The sequence below is a fragment of the Rhizobium sp. 05N49 genome (genome assembly GCF_056396805.1).
In genome coordinates, this window is sequence record NZ_JBFTME010000005.1 from 238,398 (window position 1) to 258,446 (window position 20,049).

At 61.1% G+C, this 20,049-nt stretch carries 16 protein-coding genes and 1 pseudogene; 7 read left to right on the forward strand and 10 right to left on the reverse strand.

Annotated elements, in window-relative coordinates; translation table 11 throughout:
• Window positions 1-16: 16 nt before the first annotated feature.
• The 9 genes from AC1DF8_RS13005 to bcoG form a co-directional block, all read right to left on the reverse strand.
• Window positions 17-1,648 (reverse strand): ABC transporter ATP-binding protein, encoded by a 1,632-nt coding sequence (locus tag AC1DF8_RS13005; protein ID WP_478153828.1) that lies wholly within the window; start codon window positions 1,646-1,648, stop codon window positions 17-19.
• The gene (locus AC1DF8_RS13010) at window positions 1,641-2,468 is read right to left on the reverse strand and encodes an ABC transporter permease (RefSeq protein ID WP_113147789.1); all 828 of its coding nucleotides are present in this window, start codon (window positions 2,466-2,468) and stop codon (window positions 1,641-1,643) included. Before AC1DF8_RS13010 ends, AC1DF8_RS13005 begins: the two co-directional genes overlap by 8 nt.
• A complete protein-coding gene (locus AC1DF8_RS13015) occupies window positions 2,465-3,472 on the reverse strand; it encodes an ABC transporter permease (protein ID WP_112972413.1) in 1,008 nt (335 codons plus the stop codon). Before AC1DF8_RS13015 ends, AC1DF8_RS13010 begins: the two co-directional genes overlap by 4 nt.
• A gap of 88 nt (window positions 3,473-3,560) precedes the next feature.
• On the reverse strand, window positions 3,561-5,150 hold the full coding sequence (locus AC1DF8_RS13020) for an ABC transporter substrate-binding protein (RefSeq protein WP_478153829.1): 1,590 nt from the start codon (window positions 5,148-5,150) through the stop codon (window positions 3,561-3,563).
• Window positions 5,151-5,270: 120 nt separating this feature from the next.
• The gene (locus tag AC1DF8_RS13025; protein ID WP_113116474.1) at window positions 5,271-6,053 is read right to left on the reverse strand and encodes a carnitinyl-CoA dehydratase; all 783 of its coding nucleotides are present in this window, start codon (window positions 6,051-6,053) and stop codon (window positions 5,271-5,273) included.
• 6 nt (window positions 6,054-6,059) lie between these two features.
• Window positions 6,060-8,114, reverse strand: a complete 2,055-nt coding sequence (locus AC1DF8_RS13030) for an acetate--CoA ligase family protein (protein WP_478153830.1) — start codon at window positions 8,112-8,114, stop codon at window positions 6,060-6,062.
• Window positions 8,115-8,117: 3 nt separating this feature from the next.
• Window positions 8,118-9,278, reverse strand: coding sequence for an acyl-CoA dehydrogenase family protein (locus AC1DF8_RS13035; protein WP_478153831.1), 1,161 nt, complete (start codon window positions 9,276-9,278; stop codon window positions 8,118-8,120).
• A gap of 10 nt (window positions 9,279-9,288) precedes the next feature.
• Window positions 9,289-10,779 carry a carnitine 3-dehydrogenase gene (locus AC1DF8_RS13040; protein ID WP_478153832.1) on the reverse strand — a complete coding sequence of 497 codons (1,491 nt, stop codon included), beginning with the start codon at window positions 10,777-10,779 and terminating at the stop codon, window positions 9,289-9,291.
• A 7-nt stretch (window positions 10,780-10,786) separates the two neighbouring features.
• A complete protein-coding gene (gene bcoG, locus AC1DF8_RS13045) occupies window positions 10,787-11,689 on the reverse strand; it encodes a 3-dehydrocarnitine:acetyl-CoA trimethylamine transferase BcoG (protein ID WP_112972408.1) in 903 nt (300 codons plus the stop codon).
• A 41-nt stretch (window positions 11,690-11,730) separates the two neighbouring features.
• Between bcoG and AC1DF8_RS13050 the strand changes: the two genes are divergently transcribed.
• Complete coding sequence (locus AC1DF8_RS13050; RefSeq protein ID WP_478153912.1) at window positions 11,731-12,780, forward strand: GlxA family transcriptional regulator; 1,050 nt, start codon at window positions 11,731-11,733, stop codon at window positions 12,778-12,780.
• On the opposite strand, the gene AC1DF8_RS13055 is transcribed toward AC1DF8_RS13050, so the two are convergent.
• Window positions 12,755-13,630, reverse strand: a complete 876-nt coding sequence (locus tag AC1DF8_RS13055) for a LysR family transcriptional regulator (protein WP_007822164.1) — start codon at window positions 13,628-13,630, stop codon at window positions 12,755-12,757. The two genes, AC1DF8_RS13050 and AC1DF8_RS13055, sit on opposite strands and share 26 nt — an antisense overlap.
• 114 nt (window positions 13,631-13,744) lie before the next feature.
• Between AC1DF8_RS13055 and AC1DF8_RS13060 the strand changes: the two genes are divergently transcribed.
• The 6 genes and pseudogenes from AC1DF8_RS13060 to AC1DF8_RS13085 all read left to right on the forward strand — a co-directional run bounded on the left by AC1DF8_RS13060 (window position 13,745) and on the right by AC1DF8_RS13085 (window position 19,510).
• Window positions 13,745-14,650, forward strand: coding sequence for a DMT family transporter (locus AC1DF8_RS13060; RefSeq protein ID WP_478153833.1), 906 nt, complete (start codon window positions 13,745-13,747; stop codon window positions 14,648-14,650).
• An 89-nt stretch (window positions 14,651-14,739) separates the two neighbouring features.
• A complete protein-coding gene (locus AC1DF8_RS13065; protein WP_478153834.1) occupies window positions 14,740-16,782 on the forward strand; it encodes an oxidoreductase in 2,043 nt (680 codons plus the stop codon).
• A gap of 45 nt (window positions 16,783-16,827) precedes the next feature.
• Window positions 16,828-17,033: pseudogene (locus AC1DF8_RS13070) on the forward strand (amino acid permease); the annotation flags it as partial.
• Window positions 17,034-17,155: 122 nt separating this feature from the next.
• Window positions 17,156-17,719 carry an isochorismatase family protein gene (locus tag AC1DF8_RS13075; RefSeq protein ID WP_478153835.1) on the forward strand — a complete coding sequence of 188 codons (564 nt, stop codon included), beginning with the start codon at window positions 17,156-17,158 and terminating at the stop codon, window positions 17,717-17,719.
• Window positions 17,719-18,720 carry a GlxA family transcriptional regulator gene (locus AC1DF8_RS13080; protein ID WP_478153836.1) on the forward strand — a complete coding sequence of 334 codons (1,002 nt, stop codon included), beginning with the start codon at window positions 17,719-17,721 and terminating at the stop codon, window positions 18,718-18,720. Before AC1DF8_RS13075 ends, AC1DF8_RS13080 begins: the two co-directional genes overlap by 1 nt.
• Before the next feature lie 457 nt (window positions 18,721-19,177).
• A complete protein-coding gene (locus AC1DF8_RS13085) occupies window positions 19,178-19,510 on the forward strand; it encodes a hypothetical protein (RefSeq protein ID WP_112972402.1) in 333 nt (110 codons plus the stop codon).
• Window positions 19,511-20,049: the final 539 nt, after the last annotated feature.

Consider the following 20,049-nt stretch of genomic DNA (forward strand, 5'->3'; position numbering starts at 1 on the left):
CCGGCCGATTTGACGTTCAGTTGCCGGCGCTTTCCATCCGCCGGGTGGTCAACACCTTTTCCAGCCAGCCGATCTCCATCTCCGGGACGGATTTCAGGAGCAGGTCGGTATAGTCGTCGAAGGGCGGAGAGAGCGCCTTCGATTTCGGGCCGAAGCGCACGAGCCTGCCGCGATGCATGACCGCGACGCTGTCGGCAATGGCCCTGACGATGGCGATGTCATGGGTGATGAAGATGTAGGAGAGCTTTTCCTCTTCCTGCAGGCGCAGCAGCAGCTTCAGGATGCCTTCAGCCACCAGAGGATCGAGAGCCGAGGTTGGCTCGTCGCAGAGGATGAGTTCCGGTTTTGCGGCGAGCGCGCGCGCAATCGCCACACGCTGCTTCTGGCCGCCCGAGAGCTCTGCCGGGTAGCGGTTCAGGAAGCCGTTACCCATCTCGATCTGGTCGAGCAATTCCTTCACACGGTCGGTCTTTGAGGCTCCCCTGAGGCCGTAATAGAAGGTGAGCGGCCGGCCGATGATGTCGCGCACGGTCTGACGCGGGTTCATCGCCGTGTCGGCCATCTGGTAGATGAGCTGGATGCGGCGGAGATCGTCGCGTGGCCTGCGTCGGACGTCGGGCGTCAATGGTTTGCCGGCAAAAGAGATCGACCCGGCGCTGGGTGACAAGAGCCCGGTGACGACGCGGGCGAGCGTCGATTTTCCCGAGCCCGATTCACCGACGATCGCCAATGTCTGTCCCTTCGGCACATGCAGACTGACATCGTTCAGGACCTTGAAGCCGTTGGAATATTCTGCACTGACGTTTTCGATCTTCAGCAGCGCATCGGACTGGTCGACAGCCTCGTCCCTGAGCGTCTGCCGGACGTTGACGAGCGCGCGGGTATAGTCCTCCCGTGGCTCTTCGATGATCTGCCGTACGCTGCCGTATTCCACTGTCTTTCCATGGCGCAGCACCATGATGTCGTCGGAGATCTGGGCGACGACGGCGAGATCATGAGTGATGTAAAGGGCCGCCGTATGGGTTGCTTCGATCGCATGCTTGATTGCAGCCAGCACGTCGATCTGGGTGGTGACGTCAAGTGCCGTCGTCGGTTCGTCGAAGACGATCAGTTCGGGGTTAGAGCAGAGCGCCATGGCCGTCATGGCACGCTGCAGCTGGCCGCCCGAGACCTGGTGCGGGAAACGCTCGCCGAAACCTTCGGGATGGGGAAGGCCAAGCACCTGAAACAGGTAGAGCGCTCTGTTCTTCGCCTCCTGCTTGCTCATGAGCCCGTGCTTGACGGAAGCCTCGATCACCTGGTCGCCGAGCCGGTGGGCAGGATTGAAGGCAGCCGCGGCCGACTGGGCGACATAGCAGACACGGGCGCCGCGGATCTGTCTGATGCCCTTCTTGCCAAGGGCAAGGATATTGTCGCCGTCGAGCCGCACCTCTCCGCCGGTGATCTCGGCACCGCCTCGGCCATAGGCAAGTGCCGATAATCCGATCGTCGACTTGCCGGCCCCGGATTCACCGATCAGCCCGAGTACCCGGCCTTTCTGCAAATCAAAGGAAACGCCGTCGACGATGGTCACGCGTTTCGGTGCTTCACCCGGCGGATAGCTGGTGGCTTCGATCTTGAGATTGCGGACGGAAAGAAGATCAGGCATCGCCACGCCCTCCCTTGAGGCTCGATGTTCGTTTCAAAAGCCAGTCGACGACCAGATTGACGCAGACGGCAAGTATGGCGATCGCGCTACCGGGCACGAGGGCTGCCGAAATGCCGAAAATGATGCCGTCCTTGTTGTCCTTGACCATGCCGCCCCAGTCAGCCGATGGCGGCTGGATGCCGAGGCCGAGGAAGGACAATGTCGAGAGGAACAGGATCGAGAAGGCAAACCGCAGGCCGAATTCGGCAAGCAGCGGAGTCAGGGTGTTCGGCAGGATCTCCCTGAAGATGATCCAGAGTTTTCCTTCGCCGCGAAGTTTGGCCGCCTCGACGAATTCCATGACGGCGACATCGAGTGCCACGGCGCGGCCAAGACGATAGACGCGGGTGGAATCGAGGATCGCCATGACGAGGATCAGCACGATGATGTTTTGTGGCAGGACGGCCAGAACCACGAGTGCGAAGATCAGTGTCGGGATCGACATCATCAGATCGTTGAAGCGCGAGAAGACCATGTCGATCAGCCCGCGCGAGACGGCTGCCGTAAAGCTCAGGATGACGCCGAGCGAAAAGGAGATGACGGTCGCTGCAAGCGCCACGAAAAGCGTCGTGCGCGCGCCGTAGATCAGCCGCGAGAGGATGTCGCGGCCGAGATTGTCGAGGCCGAAGACATATTGTGCGTCCGGCATCTGCCAGACGCTGCCGACGACCTGGGTCTCGCCGTATGGGGCGATCAGAGGCGCAAAGAACGCGAAGATGAAGGCGACGGCGATGCCGATCATGCCGATCCAAGCGGTGATGGGGATATCTCTCAATCTCATCTTGGATGCCTCAGCCGCGGGTTGGCAATGATGGCGAGAATGTCGGCCAGCATATTGAGGAAGATATAGACGGCGGCAAAGATCAGGCCGCAGGCCTGCACCACCGGCATGTCGCGCACCGTCACGGCATCGACCATGTACTGGCCCATGCCGGGATAGACGAAGACCACCTCGACGACGACCACTCCGACCACCAGATAGGCGAGGTTCAGCGCCACGACGTTGATGATAGGCGCAAGCGCGTTCGGTGCGGCATGCTTGACGATCGAGCGAAACGCCGAAAGGCCCTTCAGCTCTGCCGTTTCCATATAGGCCGACGACATGACCGAGAGGATTGCAGCACGCGTCATACGCATCATGTGGGCCAGCACGACGAGTACGAGGGTCGCCGTCGGCAGGGCGATCGCCTTCAGGCGGTCGGCAAAGCCCATGCTCTCATAGACAGTTGCGGGAAAGGTGGCGACGCCGAACTTCACCGCGAAAAACATAATCAGCAGGTAGCCGATGAAGAACTCCGGCAACGAAATCGCAGCCAGCGAAATGATGTTGATGATCTTGTCGGGCAGGCGGCCCCGAAAATGCACCGAAACCATGCCGAGCCCGACGGCAAGCGGCACCGAGATCAGTGCGGCAAAGCCCGCCAGAAATAGTGAATTGCCGAGCCGCTTGCCGATCTGCTCGCTGACGGAGTTCTTGCTGGCCCAGGATGTGCCGAAATCGCCTTGCACGGCATTACCGAGCCACTCGACATATCGCGTCGTCACCGGCCGGTCGAGGCCGAGATCCTTGCGGATATTGGCAACCGCCTGCGGCGTTGCCGACTGGCCGAGATAAGTCGTGGCGAAATCGCCGGGGAGAGCTTCCAGGCCGCCGAAAATCAGGATTGAGACGGCAAAGAGCAGGATGATGCTGAGCACGAAGCGCTCGAGAACAAGGGCAAGCAGCGGAAAACGCTGCCGGAACCTGAGACCGGGCAGGATATTGCCGGAGGTCGGACTGGACATGGTGATGGCCTCGCGCTGAAACGTCAGGAGGACCGCGGGTTTTGTCCCACGGTCCCGGCTTCGGTGGAGATCGGACAGAAGACCGGCGTCAGGCCTCCAGCCAGACGCGGGTTGCGACGTAGCCGTTCGACATGTCGTTGCCGATGTCGTGGACGTAGCCCTTCACCTGCTTGGTGGAGGCGTTCACGAAGTCGTTGAACATCGGCAGGATGACGCCGCCTTCATCGCGGACCATCATCGCCATGGCGCGATAGAGCTCCTTGCGCTTGCCCTCGTCGAGTTCGGAACGGGCCTGAAGCAACAGCTTGTCGAAATCCGGACGCTTGAAGCGGGTGTCGTTCCAGTCCGCCGTCGACAGATAGGCGGTGGAGTACATCTGGTCCTGTGTCGGACGCCCGCCCCAATAGGAAGTCGAGAAGGGCTGGACGTTCCAGACGTTGGTCCAGTAGCCGTCGCCCGGCTCGCGCTTGACCTCTATCTCGATGCCGGCCTTCTTGCAGCTTTCCTGATAGAGGACGGCCGCGTCGACACCGCCGGGGAAAGCGACTTCGGAAGTGCGCAGCAGGACCGAGCCGCTATGGCCTGATTTCTTGTAGTGGAAGGCCGCCTTGTCCGGATCATAGGTGCGCTGTTCGATGCCCTCGGGAAACAGCGCATAGGTGCTGTTGATCGGGAAATCGTTGCCGACCTTGCCGTAACCGCCGAGGATCTTCTCCACCATAGTCTCGCGGTCCATGGCGTATTTGAGCGCCAGGCGCAGGTCGTTATTGTCGAACGGCGCCTTGTCACAATGCATGATGAAGACATAGTGGCCGCGCCCGGCAGTCGAAAGGATCTCGACATTCGGAGCACGCTTCAGGAGGTTGACGGTCTTCGGATCGACACGGTTGATGTAATGCACCTGGCCGGACGAGAGCGCGGCGATGCGCGCCGTGGCGTCGTTCATGCCGATGATTTCGATGGAATCGACATAGCCGCGATCAGTGCGCCAGTCGTCCTTGTTCTTTTCAAAGGTGGCGCGCACGCCCGCCTCGAAGTTCGTCAACTTATAGGGCCCCGTGCCGATCGAGGCGAGCGGATCGTCCACACCACCATTCGGCTGAATGACCAGATGATAGTCGGTCAACAGCAACGGCATATCGGCGTTGCCTTCCGAAAGCGTCAGGACGAGGTTGCCGCCGTCCGCCTTGATTTCCTTAATCGAGCCGAGAACGCCGAGTGCGCCGGATTCCGACGCCTTGTCGGTATGACGCTTGAGTGTGGCGATCACGTCATCGATCGTCAGTTCCTTGCCGTTGTGGAACTTGACGCCCTTGCGGATCTTGAAGGTCCAGGTTGCCGCATCCTTCGACGGTTCCCAGGATTCGGCGAGCGCCGGTACCGCGGCACCGGTGAGCGGATCGGATTCTACCAGCATGTCGCCCCAGCAGCGGCCGACGCAGAACATGAATTGCGAGAGAAATTTCGCCGGGTCTTTGGAGTCGGTCGCAGCCCCGCCCTCCAGGCCAAGCTTCAGATGACCGCCGCGTTTCGGTTCGGCGGCTTCGGCACTTTCGGTAAAGAGCTTGTCGGCAACGGCAAGCGTCAGGCCGGCTGCCATGGCGCGCCCCAGGAATTCGCGGCGGCTGAGGCCACCGGCGGTTACCCGGCTTGCGAGATATTTCGTGTAGTCGTTCATTCCCCTTCTCCTTCTTATGGTGCGTTGACTTCGATTTTTGGGCATGATTCCCGAACGGTTTCCTCTTCCGTTCGTGATGCCCGCACGCTTGCGGGAAGATGAGCGGTTGCCGCCGCCTTGTTACCGTCCTTTCCAGTCAGGGCTTCGTTTTTCGGCGAAAGCCCGTGCGCCTTCCAATTGGTCCTCGCTCGAATAAAGCCGGTCCACTGTAGCAAACTGCCGTTTGGTGATTTTGTTCATGGCAGTCTGGAAGGTGGAGCCCTCCGATTCACGCACGATTTCCTTGATTGCCGCGTAGACGAGCGGCGGCCCGCTTTCGAGCAGGCGGGCGAGATCCCAGGCCCGCTCCATCAGCTTGTCTGCTGCCAGGATTTCGTTGACGAAACCCCAGCGATGCGCCTCCTGGACGTCAAGCCAGCGGCCGGTCAAAAGCATGTCCATGGCGATATGATAGGGGATGCGCTTCGGCAGCTTCACCGAGGCGGCATCGGCAACCGTGCCGGAGCGGATTTCCGGAAGAGCGAAAGTTGCATGTTCTGCTGCGAGGATCAGGTCGGCGGAGAGTGCGATCTCCAGCCCGCCTCCGCAACAGATGCCGTTGACGGCGCAGATGACAGGCTTGTTGAGATCGCGCAGTTCCTGCAGCCCGCCGAAACCGCCGACACCATAATCTCCGTCGACCGCGTCGCCTGCCGCGGCGGCCTTCAGGTCCCATCCGGCACAGAAGAATTTCTCGCCTGCGCCGGAGATGATTGCCACGCGCAGCGATGGATCGTCGCGGAAATCACGGAATATCAGTCCCATGGTGCGGCTTGTGGCAAGGTCGATGGCGTTCGCCTTCGGCCGGACGATGATGACTTCCAGCACTGCGCCGACCTGTCGGGTGCGAATGGGGTTGCTCAACCTATGCTACCTCCTCCGCCGGATCAGGGCATCGACTGCGGCCACGCCGTGACCTTCGGGAAGAACCATCAACGGATTAATGTCCAGTTCCTCCAGCCGTGCCGCATTCATTACGACATAATCTGCCGCCCGCGCGACAGCCGTCACTGTCGCTTCGAGGTCTCCCTTCGGGCGCCCGCGATATCCCTCGATCAGTTTTGCGATCTTCAGGCGCGAAATTGCCTCGGAAATTTCCGATCTCGTCGTCGGCAACGGCAAAATAACGGAATCCTCCAGCAATTCGACGAAAATTCCGCCGGCGCCGAGCGTTAGCGATAATCCGAAGACCGGGTCGCGGGAAGCGCCGACGATCAGCTCGGCGACAGGCCGGTCGATCATCTTCTCGACCAGAAAGCCGGCTGTCGCGGCCATCTTTGATGCGGCTTCCGATACGGCCTTGGCATCCTTCAGGTTGAGTGCGACGGCGCCTGCTTCGGTCTTGTGCGCGACGCCAAGAGCTTTCAGGACAACAGGAAAGCCGAGCCGCTCAGCACAATCCGCCGCCTGAAGCGGCGAACTTGCAACCTGGCCTTTGGGGGTCCGAAGGCCGGCGAGATCGAGTTCGGTCTTCGCATCGGCCTCCGTCAGCGTTTCGATTGCGCCTTCGACGGACGCCACATCGAGAAGCGGCAGGGAAGGCGGTTTGCGCCAGGCATGGCCGATGCCGGCCGCGACTTCCGCGGCGATCAGGGTTTCATCAATACCGCAGAAGGGAACGACGCCTTCGGCGATCAGTCGGTCGGCGACAGCCTCCGGCATGTTTTCGGGCAGCGTCGCTAGGATCCCGGCAAGCGCGCCTGTCGCAGATGCCGCAGCGGTGACCGCGTCGGCCGTCGTCACCCAGTCCGCCGCCTCGCATCGATCGGCGCGGGGAAAATCGAGGACGACGAGATTGAGGTCATAGCCACCTTCGAACATGGCGGTGAAAGCTTCTGTCTGACGCGCGAGATCGCCCCACACGAATGTGTGGTAATCGAGCGGATTGGAGAGCGTCACCATGTCGCCGAGGATGCCTCTCAGGCGCGGCAGTTGCTCTGGTTCGAGATCTCGGAACGTGACAGCGCGTCCGATCGCAGCATCCGACATCAGCGAGGCTTCGCCACCCGAGCAGCTCATCGAGGAGATTGAGGCACCTTGCAGCGGGCCTGCGACATGCACGAGTTTCAGCGTTTCAAGCAGCGCCGGCAGCGTTTCGACGCGGCCGAGGCCGAGGCGGGCAAGCACTGCATCGGCCACCGCATCGCCGCCGGCAAGGGATGCGGTATGAGAGAGCGTTGCCTGTCTCGCCTGTTCAGACTTGCCGACTTTCAAAACAATAACGGGCTTTTTCGTCAGGCGGGCTGTGGCGGCAAGGCGCTCGAGCGCGGCCTTGTCTCCAAAGCCTTCGACATGGAGGCCAAGCGCCGTCACGCGCGGGTCGGCAAGCAGGCCGCAGGCGAGGTCGCAGAGCGAGGTTTGCGCCTGGTTGCCCGACGTCACGACATAGGCGATCGGCAGGCCGCGTGTCTGCATGGTCAGGTTGAGCGCTATATTCGACGATTGGGTCAGGATCGCCACGCCGCGTTCGAAGCGCGTCATGCCATGCTGATCGGGCCAGAGAAGCGCGCCGTCGAGGCCGTTGATGAAGCCGTAGCAGTTTGGTCCGAGGATCGGCATGTCACCCGCGGCGCCAACCAATGCCTGTTGCAGGTCGCTGCCATCGGCAAGCTCCGCCACGGCCTCGCTGAAGCCCGAGGCATAACAGACCGCACCGCCGGCACCCGCTGCCGACAAGCTGCGCACGATCTCGATGGTCGATATCCTGTTGACCCCGACGAAAGCCGCGTCGGGCGGCGACGGCAGGTCGGAAACGCTTCTGTAGCAACGCCGTCCGAGGACCTTGTCGAGCGTCGGGTGAACGGGCCAGAGCTCGCCCGCAAACCCCATCCGGTCGCACTGCTCGATCACCCGACGCGCTTCGCGGCCGCCGAAGACGGCGATCGTTTGCGGTCTGAACAGGCGGTCGAGCGCGCGTGATGTCATCGGCTACGCTCCCAGAGGCCGCAGAAGATCGCGGCTGATGATGTGGCGCTGGATTTCCGATGTGCCGTCCCAGATACGTTCGACGCGCGCATCCCGCCAGAAGCGGGAAAGCGGCAGATCGTCCATCAGACCCATGCCGCCGTAGATCTGGATCGCCTCATCGGTGACGCGGGCAAGCATTTCGGAGGCGTAGAGCTTGGCCGAAGCGATTTCGCGATCGGAAGATAGACCTGCATCCAGTCGCCATGCCGCCGAAAGTGTCAGCCAGTCGGCTGCGTCGATCTCGGTAATCATGTCGGCAAGCTTGAAGGAAACCCCCTGGTTGGCGCCGATCGGCCTGCCGAACTGCTTGCGCACGGCAGCATAGGAAAGCGCCATGTCGAAGACGCGCCGCGCCCGACCGACACAGGTGGCAGCGACCGTCAGCCGCGTGCCGTAGAGCCATTGGTTGGCAAGTTCGAAACCGCGATGCACCTCGCCCAGCACTTGGGAGGCCGGAATCCGGCAATCGGCAAAGCTTAAGGTGCAATTGTGATAACCGCGATGGGAGACGGAATCGTAGCCCTTGAGGATTTCGAAGCCTGGCGTGCCGCGATCGACCAGAAACGCGGTGATCTTCTTCTTGAGACCTCTCGGTGTTTCCTCCTCGCCGGTCGCGGCAAAGACGATGATGAAATCGGCGACATCGGCATGCGAGATGAAGTGCTTGGTGCCATTGAGCACGAAATCGCTGCCGTTGCTGCGAGCGGTGCATTTCATGCCGCGCATGTCGGAACCGGCATCGGGCTCGGTGATCGCCAGCGCGTCGATCTTTTCTCCGCGGACGGCAGGAAGCAAATACCGTTCACGCTGCTCGCCCTCGCAGGCCATCAGGATGCCGGAGGGACGGCCGAAAAAGACCGTCAGGGCCATGGAGCCCCGGCCGAGTTCCCGCTCGACAAGCGTGAAGGTGACATGATCGAGGCCGGCGCCGCCCGCCTCTTCGGGGAAATTGCAGGCGTAGAAGCCGAGGTCGATGCATTTGCGCCGGATCTCAGCTGCTAGATCCGGTGGGACGAAACCCGTGCGCTCGACTTCGTTCTCATGCGGATAGATTTCGGTTTCGACGAAGCCGCGGACCGTCTTGACGATCATTTCCTGTTCTTCGCCGAGGCCGAAATCCATGTCGATCTCCCTATCGTTTCTGGCCGATATGGCGGCCAACCCCATCGGGGGGAGGCAGCTTTGCATGGGCAGCGGCGATCAGATTTGCCTTGTCGAGGACTGCGATTGGCGCCGGTGTCGCCTTGCCGGCTTCGGTATCGACATGCAGCAACATCTGCTCGGCAGTGGCGAGCACCGCACCGCTCTCCGTGTCGTGGATCGTGTGGAAGAGGTGCAGCCGCTTCTCGTCAATTGCGAGGATCTGGCAGGTCGAATGGATCGCGTGCCCGAGCTTGGCCTCGCCAAGATGGCGGATATGGGTTTCGACCGTATAGTAGCTCTGCCCGGCCTCGACATAGGCAAGATCGACCCCGATCAGCCGGAGAAGCGCGTCGGACGTATCGCCGAAAACCTGCAGGTAGCGATGCTCCGTCATATGGCCGTTATAGTCGACCCAGGCGGGGCTCACCTTGGTCTCGACGAGCTTGAGGGGGCCAGAAGGATTAGCAGTAGTGGTTTTCCCGCCGCCTGCTGCCCACAGGGACCGTTCGAAATCCTTCAGCAATTGGCCGGCGCCCCAGCCCTTGCCATCGTTTCCGGCCTTCAGCGCCTGCAGGATGCCGACGAGATTTTCGTCGCGGATGCGCTCCAGTGCACGGATCGAAAGGCCGGCGGCCTGTTCGTCCGACTGTTTTCCGATCTTTTCGATCAACGCGTCGTCGAGGTCGACGACGTCGGTCAGTTTCGTCCAGGGCCAGGCTAGGCAGGGTCCGAACTGCGCGAGGAAATGGCGCATTCCGGCCTCGCCGCCGGCAATGCGATAGGTCTGGAACAGACCCATCTGCGCCCAGCGCAGTCCGAAAGAATAGCGGATGACGTCGTCGAGCGTCTCGACGGTGCAGATATCGTCATGGATAAGCCAGAGCGCCTCGCGCCAGAGCGCTTCGAGCAGCCGGTCGCCGACGAAGGCCTCGATCTCCTTGGCTATATGAACGCTCTTCATGCCGATTGGAGCGAGCCGCTCCATCGCTGCCTCGATGGTCGCTTTCGAGGTCTTCTCGCCGCCGACGATTTCGACTAGTGGCAGCAGGTAGACGGGGTTGTAGGGATGGGCGACGAAGAGGCGCTCGGGATGTTTCATGTCGCGCTGCAGGTCGCTCGGCAGCAGGCCTGATGTGGACGAGCCGATCAGCGCGTCCGGTCGTGCCGCAGCAWCGATTTCCGTCAATACGCGGCGCTTGAGGTCGAGCCGTTCCGGTACGCTTTCCTGGATCCAATCCGCACCGGAGACGGCCTCTTGCAGCGACTTTTCGAAGGTAAGCCGGCCGCGCGGCGGCAGCGGTGCCCCGGTCAGCATGGCATAGGCTTTTTCCGCATTGGCAATGACCTCGCCGACGATGCGGCTTGCTTCCGGATGAGGATCGAAGACGCTGACATCAATGCCGGCAAGCAGAAAACGTGCAATCCATCCGCCGCCGATGACGCCGCCGCCGATACAGGCCGCTTTGGTAATCCCTGTCATGTCGTCCTCAGCGCTTCGTCAGCTTCAGTTTCTTGCGGACGTCCTCAGGACCGATGATCCTGGCACCCATGCCTTCAACCACCTGCACGGCCTTTTCGACGAGCTGCGCATTGGTGGCGAGCGCGCCCTTGCCGATATAGAGATTGTCCTCCAGTCCAACGCGGACATTGCCGCCCGCCAGAACCGCGGCAGCCGGATAGGCCATGGCGTTGCGACCGATCGAAAAGGCCGAGAAGGTCCAGCTATCGGGCACGTTGTTGACCATGGCCATGAAGGTGTTGAGATCGTCAGGGGCACCCCAGGGAATGCCCATGCAGAGCTGGATGAGCACCGGATCTTCGATCAGGCCTTCTTCGGCGAGCTGCTTTGCAAACCAGAGATGGCCAGTGTCGAAGGCCTCGATCTCGGGGCGCACGCCGAGATCGGTCATTTTCTTCGCCATTGCCCGCAGCATGGCGGGCGTGTTGGTCATGACATAGTCGCCGAGATTGAAGTTCATCGTTCCGCAGTCGAGCGTGCAGATTTCTGGCAGGCATTCGGCGACATGGCTGACGCGCTCGGTTGCCCCCGCCATATCCGTTCCCGCAGTTTTCAGGGGAAGGGGACTTTCGACATCGCCGAAAATCAGGTCTCCGCCCATGCCGGCCGTCAGGTTCAGCACCACGTCGACGTCGGCCGAACGGATGCGGTCGGTGACCTCCCTGTAGAGGTCGTTGCGACGGCTTGCGGCACCGGTATCCGGATCGCGGACATGACAGTGAACGACTGCCGCCCCAGCCTTGGCGGCGTCGATCGCGGAATCCGCGATCTGCTTGGGAGTAATGGGAACGTGGCTGGATTTCGAAACCGTATCGCCGGCACCGGTGACGGCGCAGGTGATGAAAACATCGCGGTTCATCGCAAGAGGCATGTTTGTTGTTCTCCCTCGTCTTGAGGGCATTACGCGCCAGGATGGGAGAGGATGCTTTGCATTTTCGGAATCGATCGATACATTATCGGAACACCAAGGAGGGGAGTTTGCTGGAGCGATCGACCGAACGGCTCGACATCGATCTTCTCGTCCTGCCGGACACCAATCTCATCCTCATTGCCTCCGTCATCGAACCGCTGCGCGGGGCAAACCGCATTTCCGGCAGCGAGCTCTACCGCTGGCGCATCTTCACGCCAGATGGAGAAGCTGTGCCGACAACCAGCCACATTGCCATACCGACGCAGGGAACGTTCCAGACCACGGCATCGGATACACCGCTCTTCGTGCTGGCGAGCTACAACTGGCGGCAAAGCGCGACAGCGGGCCTAAAAATGCAGCTATCGCAGGCGGCACGCCACCGGACCATAATGGCCGGCATCGAATCCGGCACCTGGCTGCTCGCGGAAGCCTGCCTGCTCGACGGTTTGTCGGCGACGGTGCATTGGGAGGATTACGAGGATTTCGCGCTCGCCTATCCGCAGGTATCGGCCGTCAAGGACCGGTTCGTCATCGACGGCAAGCGGCTGACGACATCAGGCTCGCTGCCGACCGTGGACCTGATGCTGGAGATCATCCGGCGGCGCCAGAGCTATTCGCTGGCACTCGAGGTCAGCCGGCTGTTCCGCTACGAGCAGCCATCCTTTCATGCCAACGAGGCGCTGTCGGCAGGCTTGCGCGTGGATGATCCGCGGGTGGCCCACGCCGTGCGGCTTATGGAGGACAATATCGAGCAGCCGATCGTGCTGGCGCGCCTTGCCCGCAGGGTCGGGATCAGCGCCCGACACCTGCAGGATCTCTTCCAGGCCTCGATCGGTGCGCCCCCTCATATCCACTATCTTGCCCTGAGATTGAACGCGGCGCGGCGCAAGGTGATAGAGACGACGGCGTCCTTCGCCGACATTGCCGCCGCAACCGGCTTCAATTCGGCCTCTGCCTTCGCGCGAAGCTATCGGGCAAGCTATTCCGAAAGCCCCTCGGAAACGCGGCGACGGCTGCGGCGTCCGGTCAGGCCATCGGAGGTCCGGCCATAGGCTGGAAGGCATCGCGTACCATCTCGGCCAGCTCGCGAACCGCTTCGCTGGACCGGAAGGTATTGCGACGAAGCACGACCCTTGAGGAATCGACCGGCGGGAAGCCGTCCTCGGTCGTCAGCTCCCGGCAGCCGGGCGGGATGTTGCTGCGCGACAGCGTGGTGACGGCAAGACCGGCAGTCACGGCGTTCTTCAGTCCGGAGCTGGTATCGGCAATGAAGGCGACCCGGTAGTTGCGACCGAGCTGGTGCAGCGACTTCAAAGCAAAATCGCGACACCAGCTCGAGTCTCTGTAGGTTGCGATCGGCAGCGGGTCGATGTCGTGAAGCCGGTGGACGATCGAGGTCACCCAGACAGTCGGATCGATGCAGAGCACCTCGCCACTCATCTGATCGCTCCAGTCGAAGACGACGGCGAGATCGAGCTCGTCGCGTTCCAGGGCGGCGATGTTGCGGACAGTATAGTCGCAGGAGATCGTGACCTCGACAGCCGGATGACGCACGGCGAAGGCCGCAAGTGCTGCGGGCAGTACGGTCTGGCTATATTCCTCGGGAATGCCGATGCGAACCGGTCCGCCAAGCGGTTTGCTGCGGATTGTCGCCGCGGCCTCGCTCAGGAGATCGATGACGCGGCGGGCATAGGGGACGAGCTGGACGCCCTGACGTGTCAGCACCACCCCTCGGGCGCCGCGTTCGAACAGTGCTTCGCCGATCGTGTCTTCCAGCTTCTTGATCGCCGCGCTGATCGCAGATTGTGTTCTGCCGACGCGCTGTGCGGCCGCAGAGAAATTGGTGGTCTCGACGACGACGAGGAAGGTCCGGAGAAGATCACTCTCGATGGGCTCGCGCATGGACAGCCATAGAAAAAATCGATGACATCCATCTCTACTATTCGTTTGTCTGATGTCAATTACGGGTGCAGAAAGGAGGTGCGTTCGACTTTTCCTCCTTCGAGACTAACTTGCGTGACCATTGACCATCCGGCCAGGCACCTCGGTGCCGGCGAGCGCGAGAAGGGCATCCTTCTCGTCATCGGGGCGACGCTTGCCTGGAGTGCCAGCGGGGTCTACTCGCGGCTTCTGACGACAGACGTCTGGACGGCGATCGCCTGGCGTTCGCTGTTCGGCGGGTTGTTCCTGCTGATCCCCTGCCTGTTCCTCGAAGGCGGGATATCACGAAAGCAATGGCGTTCGGTCCTGCATCCGTCCGGCCTGGCGATGATTGTCTGCCAGACAGTCAGCCAGGGCTGCTTCATCGGCGCGCTCTATATGACCAGCGTTGCGAACGTGACGATGATCTATTCGACCGCACCCTTTATCGCCGCCCTGTTTGGATGGATCATCCTGAAAGAAGGTGTCGGAAGGCGCACGCTGATTGCCGGGGGCATTTCTCTTCTGGGTGTTGTGGTTATCGTCGCCTCGTCGATCGGCGGTGGCACCGGGGTCGGCGACCTGTTGGCGCTTGGCATGACGGTCTCCTTCGCGCTCGTCATCATCATCCCGCGTATCAATCCCGACGTGCCGAGCCTGCCGCCGACTGTTGTCAGCGCCTTCCTGACCCTTGTCATCTTCGCGCCCTTCGGCTCAGTCGGCTCGCTTGATCTTCACAACTGGATCGTGCTTGCCGCTTTCGGTGCGACCAATTTTTCGCTGGCGCTTGTGCTCTTCCTGGCCGGGGCCAGGCGAATGCCGCCGGCCGAAGCTGCGCTGATCGGGACGATGGAGATCGTGCTGACCCCGTTCTGGGTCTGGCTTTTGTTCTCCGAGCAACCGCCTGTCGCCACCTTCTTCGGCGGCGCCATCATCTTCGCAGCCGTTCTCTGGCATACCGCCGTCGACCTCAGCCGCGGCCGGCGGGCGCAGGCCGGCTAGAAAGCGACGCCGATCGGATCGTCATTTCAGGCGGCATGGGTCAGAATAGCGGTTCGATTGCCACTCCCACCCAAGCAACGAGTGCGGACATGTCCTCCAAAGACCCCCTGCTGCAGCCGTTTCAACTCAAGCACCTGACGCTGAAAAAYCGCGTCATGTCGACCGCTCACGAGCCGGCTTATTCGGAAAACGGCATGCCGACGGATCGCTATCGGCTCTATCACAGGGAAAAGGCAAGAGGCGGCATTGCACTGACCATGACGGCGGGATCGGCGGTCGTCTCGCCTGACTCCCCGCCGTCCTTCGGCAATCTCCACGCCTATCGCGACGAGATCGTGCCCTGGTTGAAGGGACTTGCCGACGACTGTCACGAGTTCGGTGCGGCAGTCATGATCCAACTCACGCATCTCGGCCGCCGTACAAGTTGGAACAAGGGCGACTGGCTGCCCGTGCTGGCGGCCTCGCCGATCCGCGAGCCGGCGCACCGCGCCTTCCCGAAAGAGGTGGAAGACTGGGACATCGAGCGTATCGTGGTCGATTATGCAAGCGCCGCGCAGCGCATGCAGGAAGCCGGCCTCGATGGTATCGAGATCGAAGCTTACGGCCATCTGCTCGATGGTTTCTGGTCGCCGGCAACCAACCGGCGTGAAGATGAATTCGGCGGATCGCTCGACAACCGCATGCGTTTTTCTGTCATGGTCACGCAGGCGGTGCGCGAGGCGGTCGGGCCGGATTTCATCGTCGGCATGCGTCTCGTCGCGGACGAGGACTGGGAGAAGGGACTATCGCGGGAGGAAGGCCTGGAGATCGCATCGCGATTTGCCCGATCCGGCGACATCGATTTCCTCAACATCATTCGCGGTCATATCGACAGCGATGTCGCGCTCAACGAGGTCATCCCGATCCAGGGTATGGCGTCTGCCCCGCATCTCGATTTTGCCGGCGAGGTGAGGGCGATAACCAAATTTCCGGTCTTCCACGCCGCGCGCATCGGTGACGTAGCAACCGCCCGTCATGCGATCGCCGAGGGGAAGCTCGACATGGTCGGCATGACGCGCGCCCATATCGCCGACCCGCATATAGTGCGAAGGATCGAGAGCGGCGAGGAGGCACGCATCCGGCCCTGCGTCGGCGCTACCTACTGTCTCGACCGGATCTATGAAGGCGGGGAGGCACTCTGTATCCACAATGCCGCGACCGGTCGTGAAGGGGAAATCCCGCACGAGATCCCCAAGGCGGAGATCCGCCGCAAGGCCGTCGTGGTCGGTGCGGGGCCGGCCGGCCTCGAGGCCGCTCGCGTGCTTGCGGAGCGTGGTCATCAGGTGGATGTTCTGGAAGCGACGGGAAAGGCCGGCGGACAGGTCAACTTGCTCATCCGAAATCCCCGGCGCAAGGAGATGATAGGCATCATCGACTGGCGGCTGGCGGAACTCGAGCGGCTGGGTGTTCGCATGCACTATAACGTCTACGCCGAGGCAGGTGATATCCTTGCTCTTGGACCCGATCTCATTGTCATCGCGACCGGTGGCATTGCGCAGCAACCCGAACTGGATGCCGGCGACGAGCTGGTGACTTCTTCCTGGGAAATACTCGCCGGCGGCGCCAGGATCGCCGACACGGTACTGCTCTTCGATGACAATGGCGGACATCCGGGAATGTCGGCGGCTGAGGTGATTGCGAGAAGCGGTGCCGAACTCGAGCTGGTCTCCCCCGAACGCTTCTTCGCGCCTGATATGGGCGGCATGAATCATGTGCCTTATGCCCGTGCCTTCGCCGAACGCAACGTGAGAGTTACCATCAACACGCGGCTCAAATCCGTTCGCCGCGACGGCAATGCCCTTGTCGCCATGCTCGGATCGGATTTCGCAGACGGCGCACAGTGGGAGCGGCGTGTCTCCCAGGTCGTTGTCGAACATGGCACGCTTGCCAATGACGGGCTCTATCTCGAACTGAAGCCGATTTCGCGAAATGTTGGTGCCGTGGATTATTCCGCCCTGATCAATCGTCGGCCACCGCTGCCGCAACGCAACAGCGAGGGGCATTTTGACCTCGTGCGGATCGGCGATGCGGTTTCCAGCCGCAACATCCATGCGGCCATCTATGATGCTCTAAGGTTATGTTCGTTGTTTTAAGCTCTTAACCGTGGGCCTGGCTTTTGTGAATCTACCTGGCCTCAGGGTTTGCGCTGCTGCCTGTTCTTCTTCCTCGTTCCCTTCGCCTTCCAGGGCGTGCTTGGTCATCGGGCATGCTGGCGCCCGGGATTGTCGACGGCACCGATGTCGCCGAAGCACTCGGCGGCCTGATCGGCGCCGGCCGCATCGTCACCCAGCTGCTCGTCGTGCTGATGATCATGGTGCTGTTCCTCGCCATCATGACAGCGATGGATCGAGCGATCAGGGCATGCATCATGTTGGCGTGATCTGTCCCCTATCTGTCCGCAATCGGCATTTCGCAGTATGTTCCTCTCGATAGAATGTCTTCATGCCCATCCTTGGAGATAACCAAATGTCCGCAGATACCGTACTCCTAGTCATCGACGCCCAGGAATCCTTCCGTCATCGACCCTATTTTCGTGAAGATGAGGTTGGGGTTTATATCGCGTCCCAGCAAACGCTGATCGATGGCGCGAAAAGGGCCGCTCTTCCGGTCGTCCAGATATTTCACGTCGAGGAGGCAGGCGTTTTCTCTGAAGGTTCGGGCTTCGTCCGCCCGCTGGCGCCGCTTCGGATTGAGGCTGATGCGGTGTTTCGCAAGCGCCGCCACAGCGCGCTCGTCGGCAGTGGCCTGGACGTCTGGCTGACTGAAAACCATATCCGGCGCGTCATTATCTCCGGCATCCGCACCGAGCAGTGCTGTGAGACGACGGCAAGGCACGCCTCCGATCTCGGTTATGAGGTCGACTATGTCGGCGAGGCGACATTGACCTTTCCGATGACCGATAGGTCGGGTCGCGAATGGAGTGCCGCCGAGATCAGGGCGCGCACGGAGTTGGTCCTTGCCGATCGTTTTGCCCGTATCGTTACTGTAGAGCAGGTGCTCAACGGACTTTCAGCACCAGCGGCCGCGTAATGGTGGATGGCCCCCGGCGCATCATCCCGGTTTTCGTGGTCGTGCCGCCGCGGGCGCTCCTGCTCGATATCGCAGGTCCCATGGAAGTCTTGCGCAGAGCCAACCTCGAGCAGGGATCGACAGAGTTCGTGCCGAGCTACATCGGACCTGCCGCTGAGGTGCGAAGTTCGACCGGCCTCGACCTCGCCAAGATTTCTCCGCTTCCGGTACGTTTGCCCGACGACGCGCTTCTTATTGTTTCCGGTGCGGTGGATGAACCGCTTGCCGGATCGGTCGAAAGCGGACCGGGAGATGCGGCCCTTGAGGCAGAGATCGTTGAATGGCTAAGGGGGACCGTTCGGCCTGACATCCGCCTCGCGACGATCTGTTCGGGTGCCTTGCTTGCGGCGCGGGCGGGACTGCTCGAGGGCTATGAATGCACGACCCACCATTCCATGCTCCAGGAACTCGTCCGACTTGCTCCGACCGCCCGCGTCCGCGAGAACCGGCTCTATGTCGAGGATGGTGAGCGGCTGACCAGTGCGGGCGTCACCGCGGGGATCGATCTCATGCTTGCGGTGGTCGCAAAAGAGGTCGGTCATGCTGTGTCGCTTGCCGTGGCACGCACTCTGGTCATCTATCTCCGCCGGGCTGGCGGTGATCCTCAGTTGTCGCCGTGGCTGGAAGGGCGAAATCATCTCCATCCGGCAATCCACAGAGCCCAGGATGCCGTCGGCGCCGACCCCTCGCAAAACTGGTCCGTTGAGACGCTCGCCAAGATCGCCGCGACGAGCCCGCGCAATCTGTCACGGCTTTTCAACGAGCACACCGGCATGAGTGTGACCGACTATGTCAACCGCATGCGAATTGCACTCGCAAGAGAACTCATCACCGGCTCGAGGCTCGATATGGAAAACGTCGCTGAACGCATCGGCTTTTCGTCAGCTCGCCAGTTTCGACGGGCCTGGAGACGACTTCATGATACGCCGCCGGGCCACGTTCGAGGGCCGACCAGAAGCTGACAGGCTTGATCAAACCTTAACGGGGGCTGTCGTCTGATGAACAAAAAAGAGGCCGCGAGCGTAGGGCCGGGCCTTTAGGTGTGAAGGTCAAAAAACCTCCAGAGGGGAACAGCTGACGTAGCGGGCCGGGAGGAATGGACCGCCGTGGATCGCCAACTGTCGCGATGATGACCGAAGGTCGTTGCTCATGCGAAGTATAAGGCACTCAAAACGAGGCGCTCTTTGACAAATTCTACCGCAGGCGCCCCTGGAGTCCTGCAATCAGCCGCCGAATATCGAAAGACATTGTCGGCGAGTGGCTGCCGCTGCGCATCGCGAATGACGGTTGCGCTCTTGGCGCGATGCTCGGGAACCGTCCGACGGGGGGCGGGCAGCCAGTCCGTAAAGTGGAATCCAATGCTGGCGATCCTTGGCCGACAGCTGTATGCAGCTTGCGGAAGACGAACGAAGGTCACCGATGAGAATAGAATTTCTGCTTTGGCTCGCTGGCGCGATGGCAACATTTCTGGGCGCGGCGACCGCTTCGCGCACCTATATCGCGACCAACAGCATTCTTGTGTTGATCCTGTCGCTCGCCCTTTATTGCGTGGGTAATCTCATCATGGTGCGGCTCATGAGAGAGGGCGGAATGGGGCTTGCAATATCGGTTTCCGCCGTTGCTCAGCTGTTGCTCATCAACGTGATTGCATATTTTGTTTTTGACGAGCGGCTTGCTCCGTCACAGATGCTAGGCGCGGGGCTAGGTCTGGTCGCAATGATGCTTTTGTTGTTCCCAATTGGGGAAAGATAGCAGTCCCGAAGCGGCTGGTTTCGAAAGATGCGAAGTCAGAACGCAGAGAAGGGTAGTATCTCTTTTGTGCCCCCAAGGGGATAGCGCGACTGCGAAAGCCTGCATCGAATGATGTATACCGGAATCCGCATCCCCTAGAACGGTCGCGCACGTCGCTGGCCGGTGTCCCGGTCGGCTACTGATATCCGATGTTCAGGGCGAGCCCGGACATATCGGTTGAAGACCTGGAAGGAAATTCCTCCAGGCCGTGAAGTCGCGCCTGATTGTCAGAATCCCTAAAAGCGCGATCCCATTTTTGCAACAGCATGCAGCCCGCGACGGGAGATAAGATCTCGTTTCGTCATCGCTCGCCTATAGCGCGATCTCTCCTGTCGCCGAGCGCATGATTTTTTTAAATTAATACCTATCGCATCGATTGAAAAGGAGTATCGTTACGCTAGTTTAAATTGTTAAGACGTTGGCGTCGATGCGTCTGGTCGTGATACGCATGCCGCCAGCTCTGCTCCGACTGAGGGACCGGAAATGCCTGAAAAACCCCT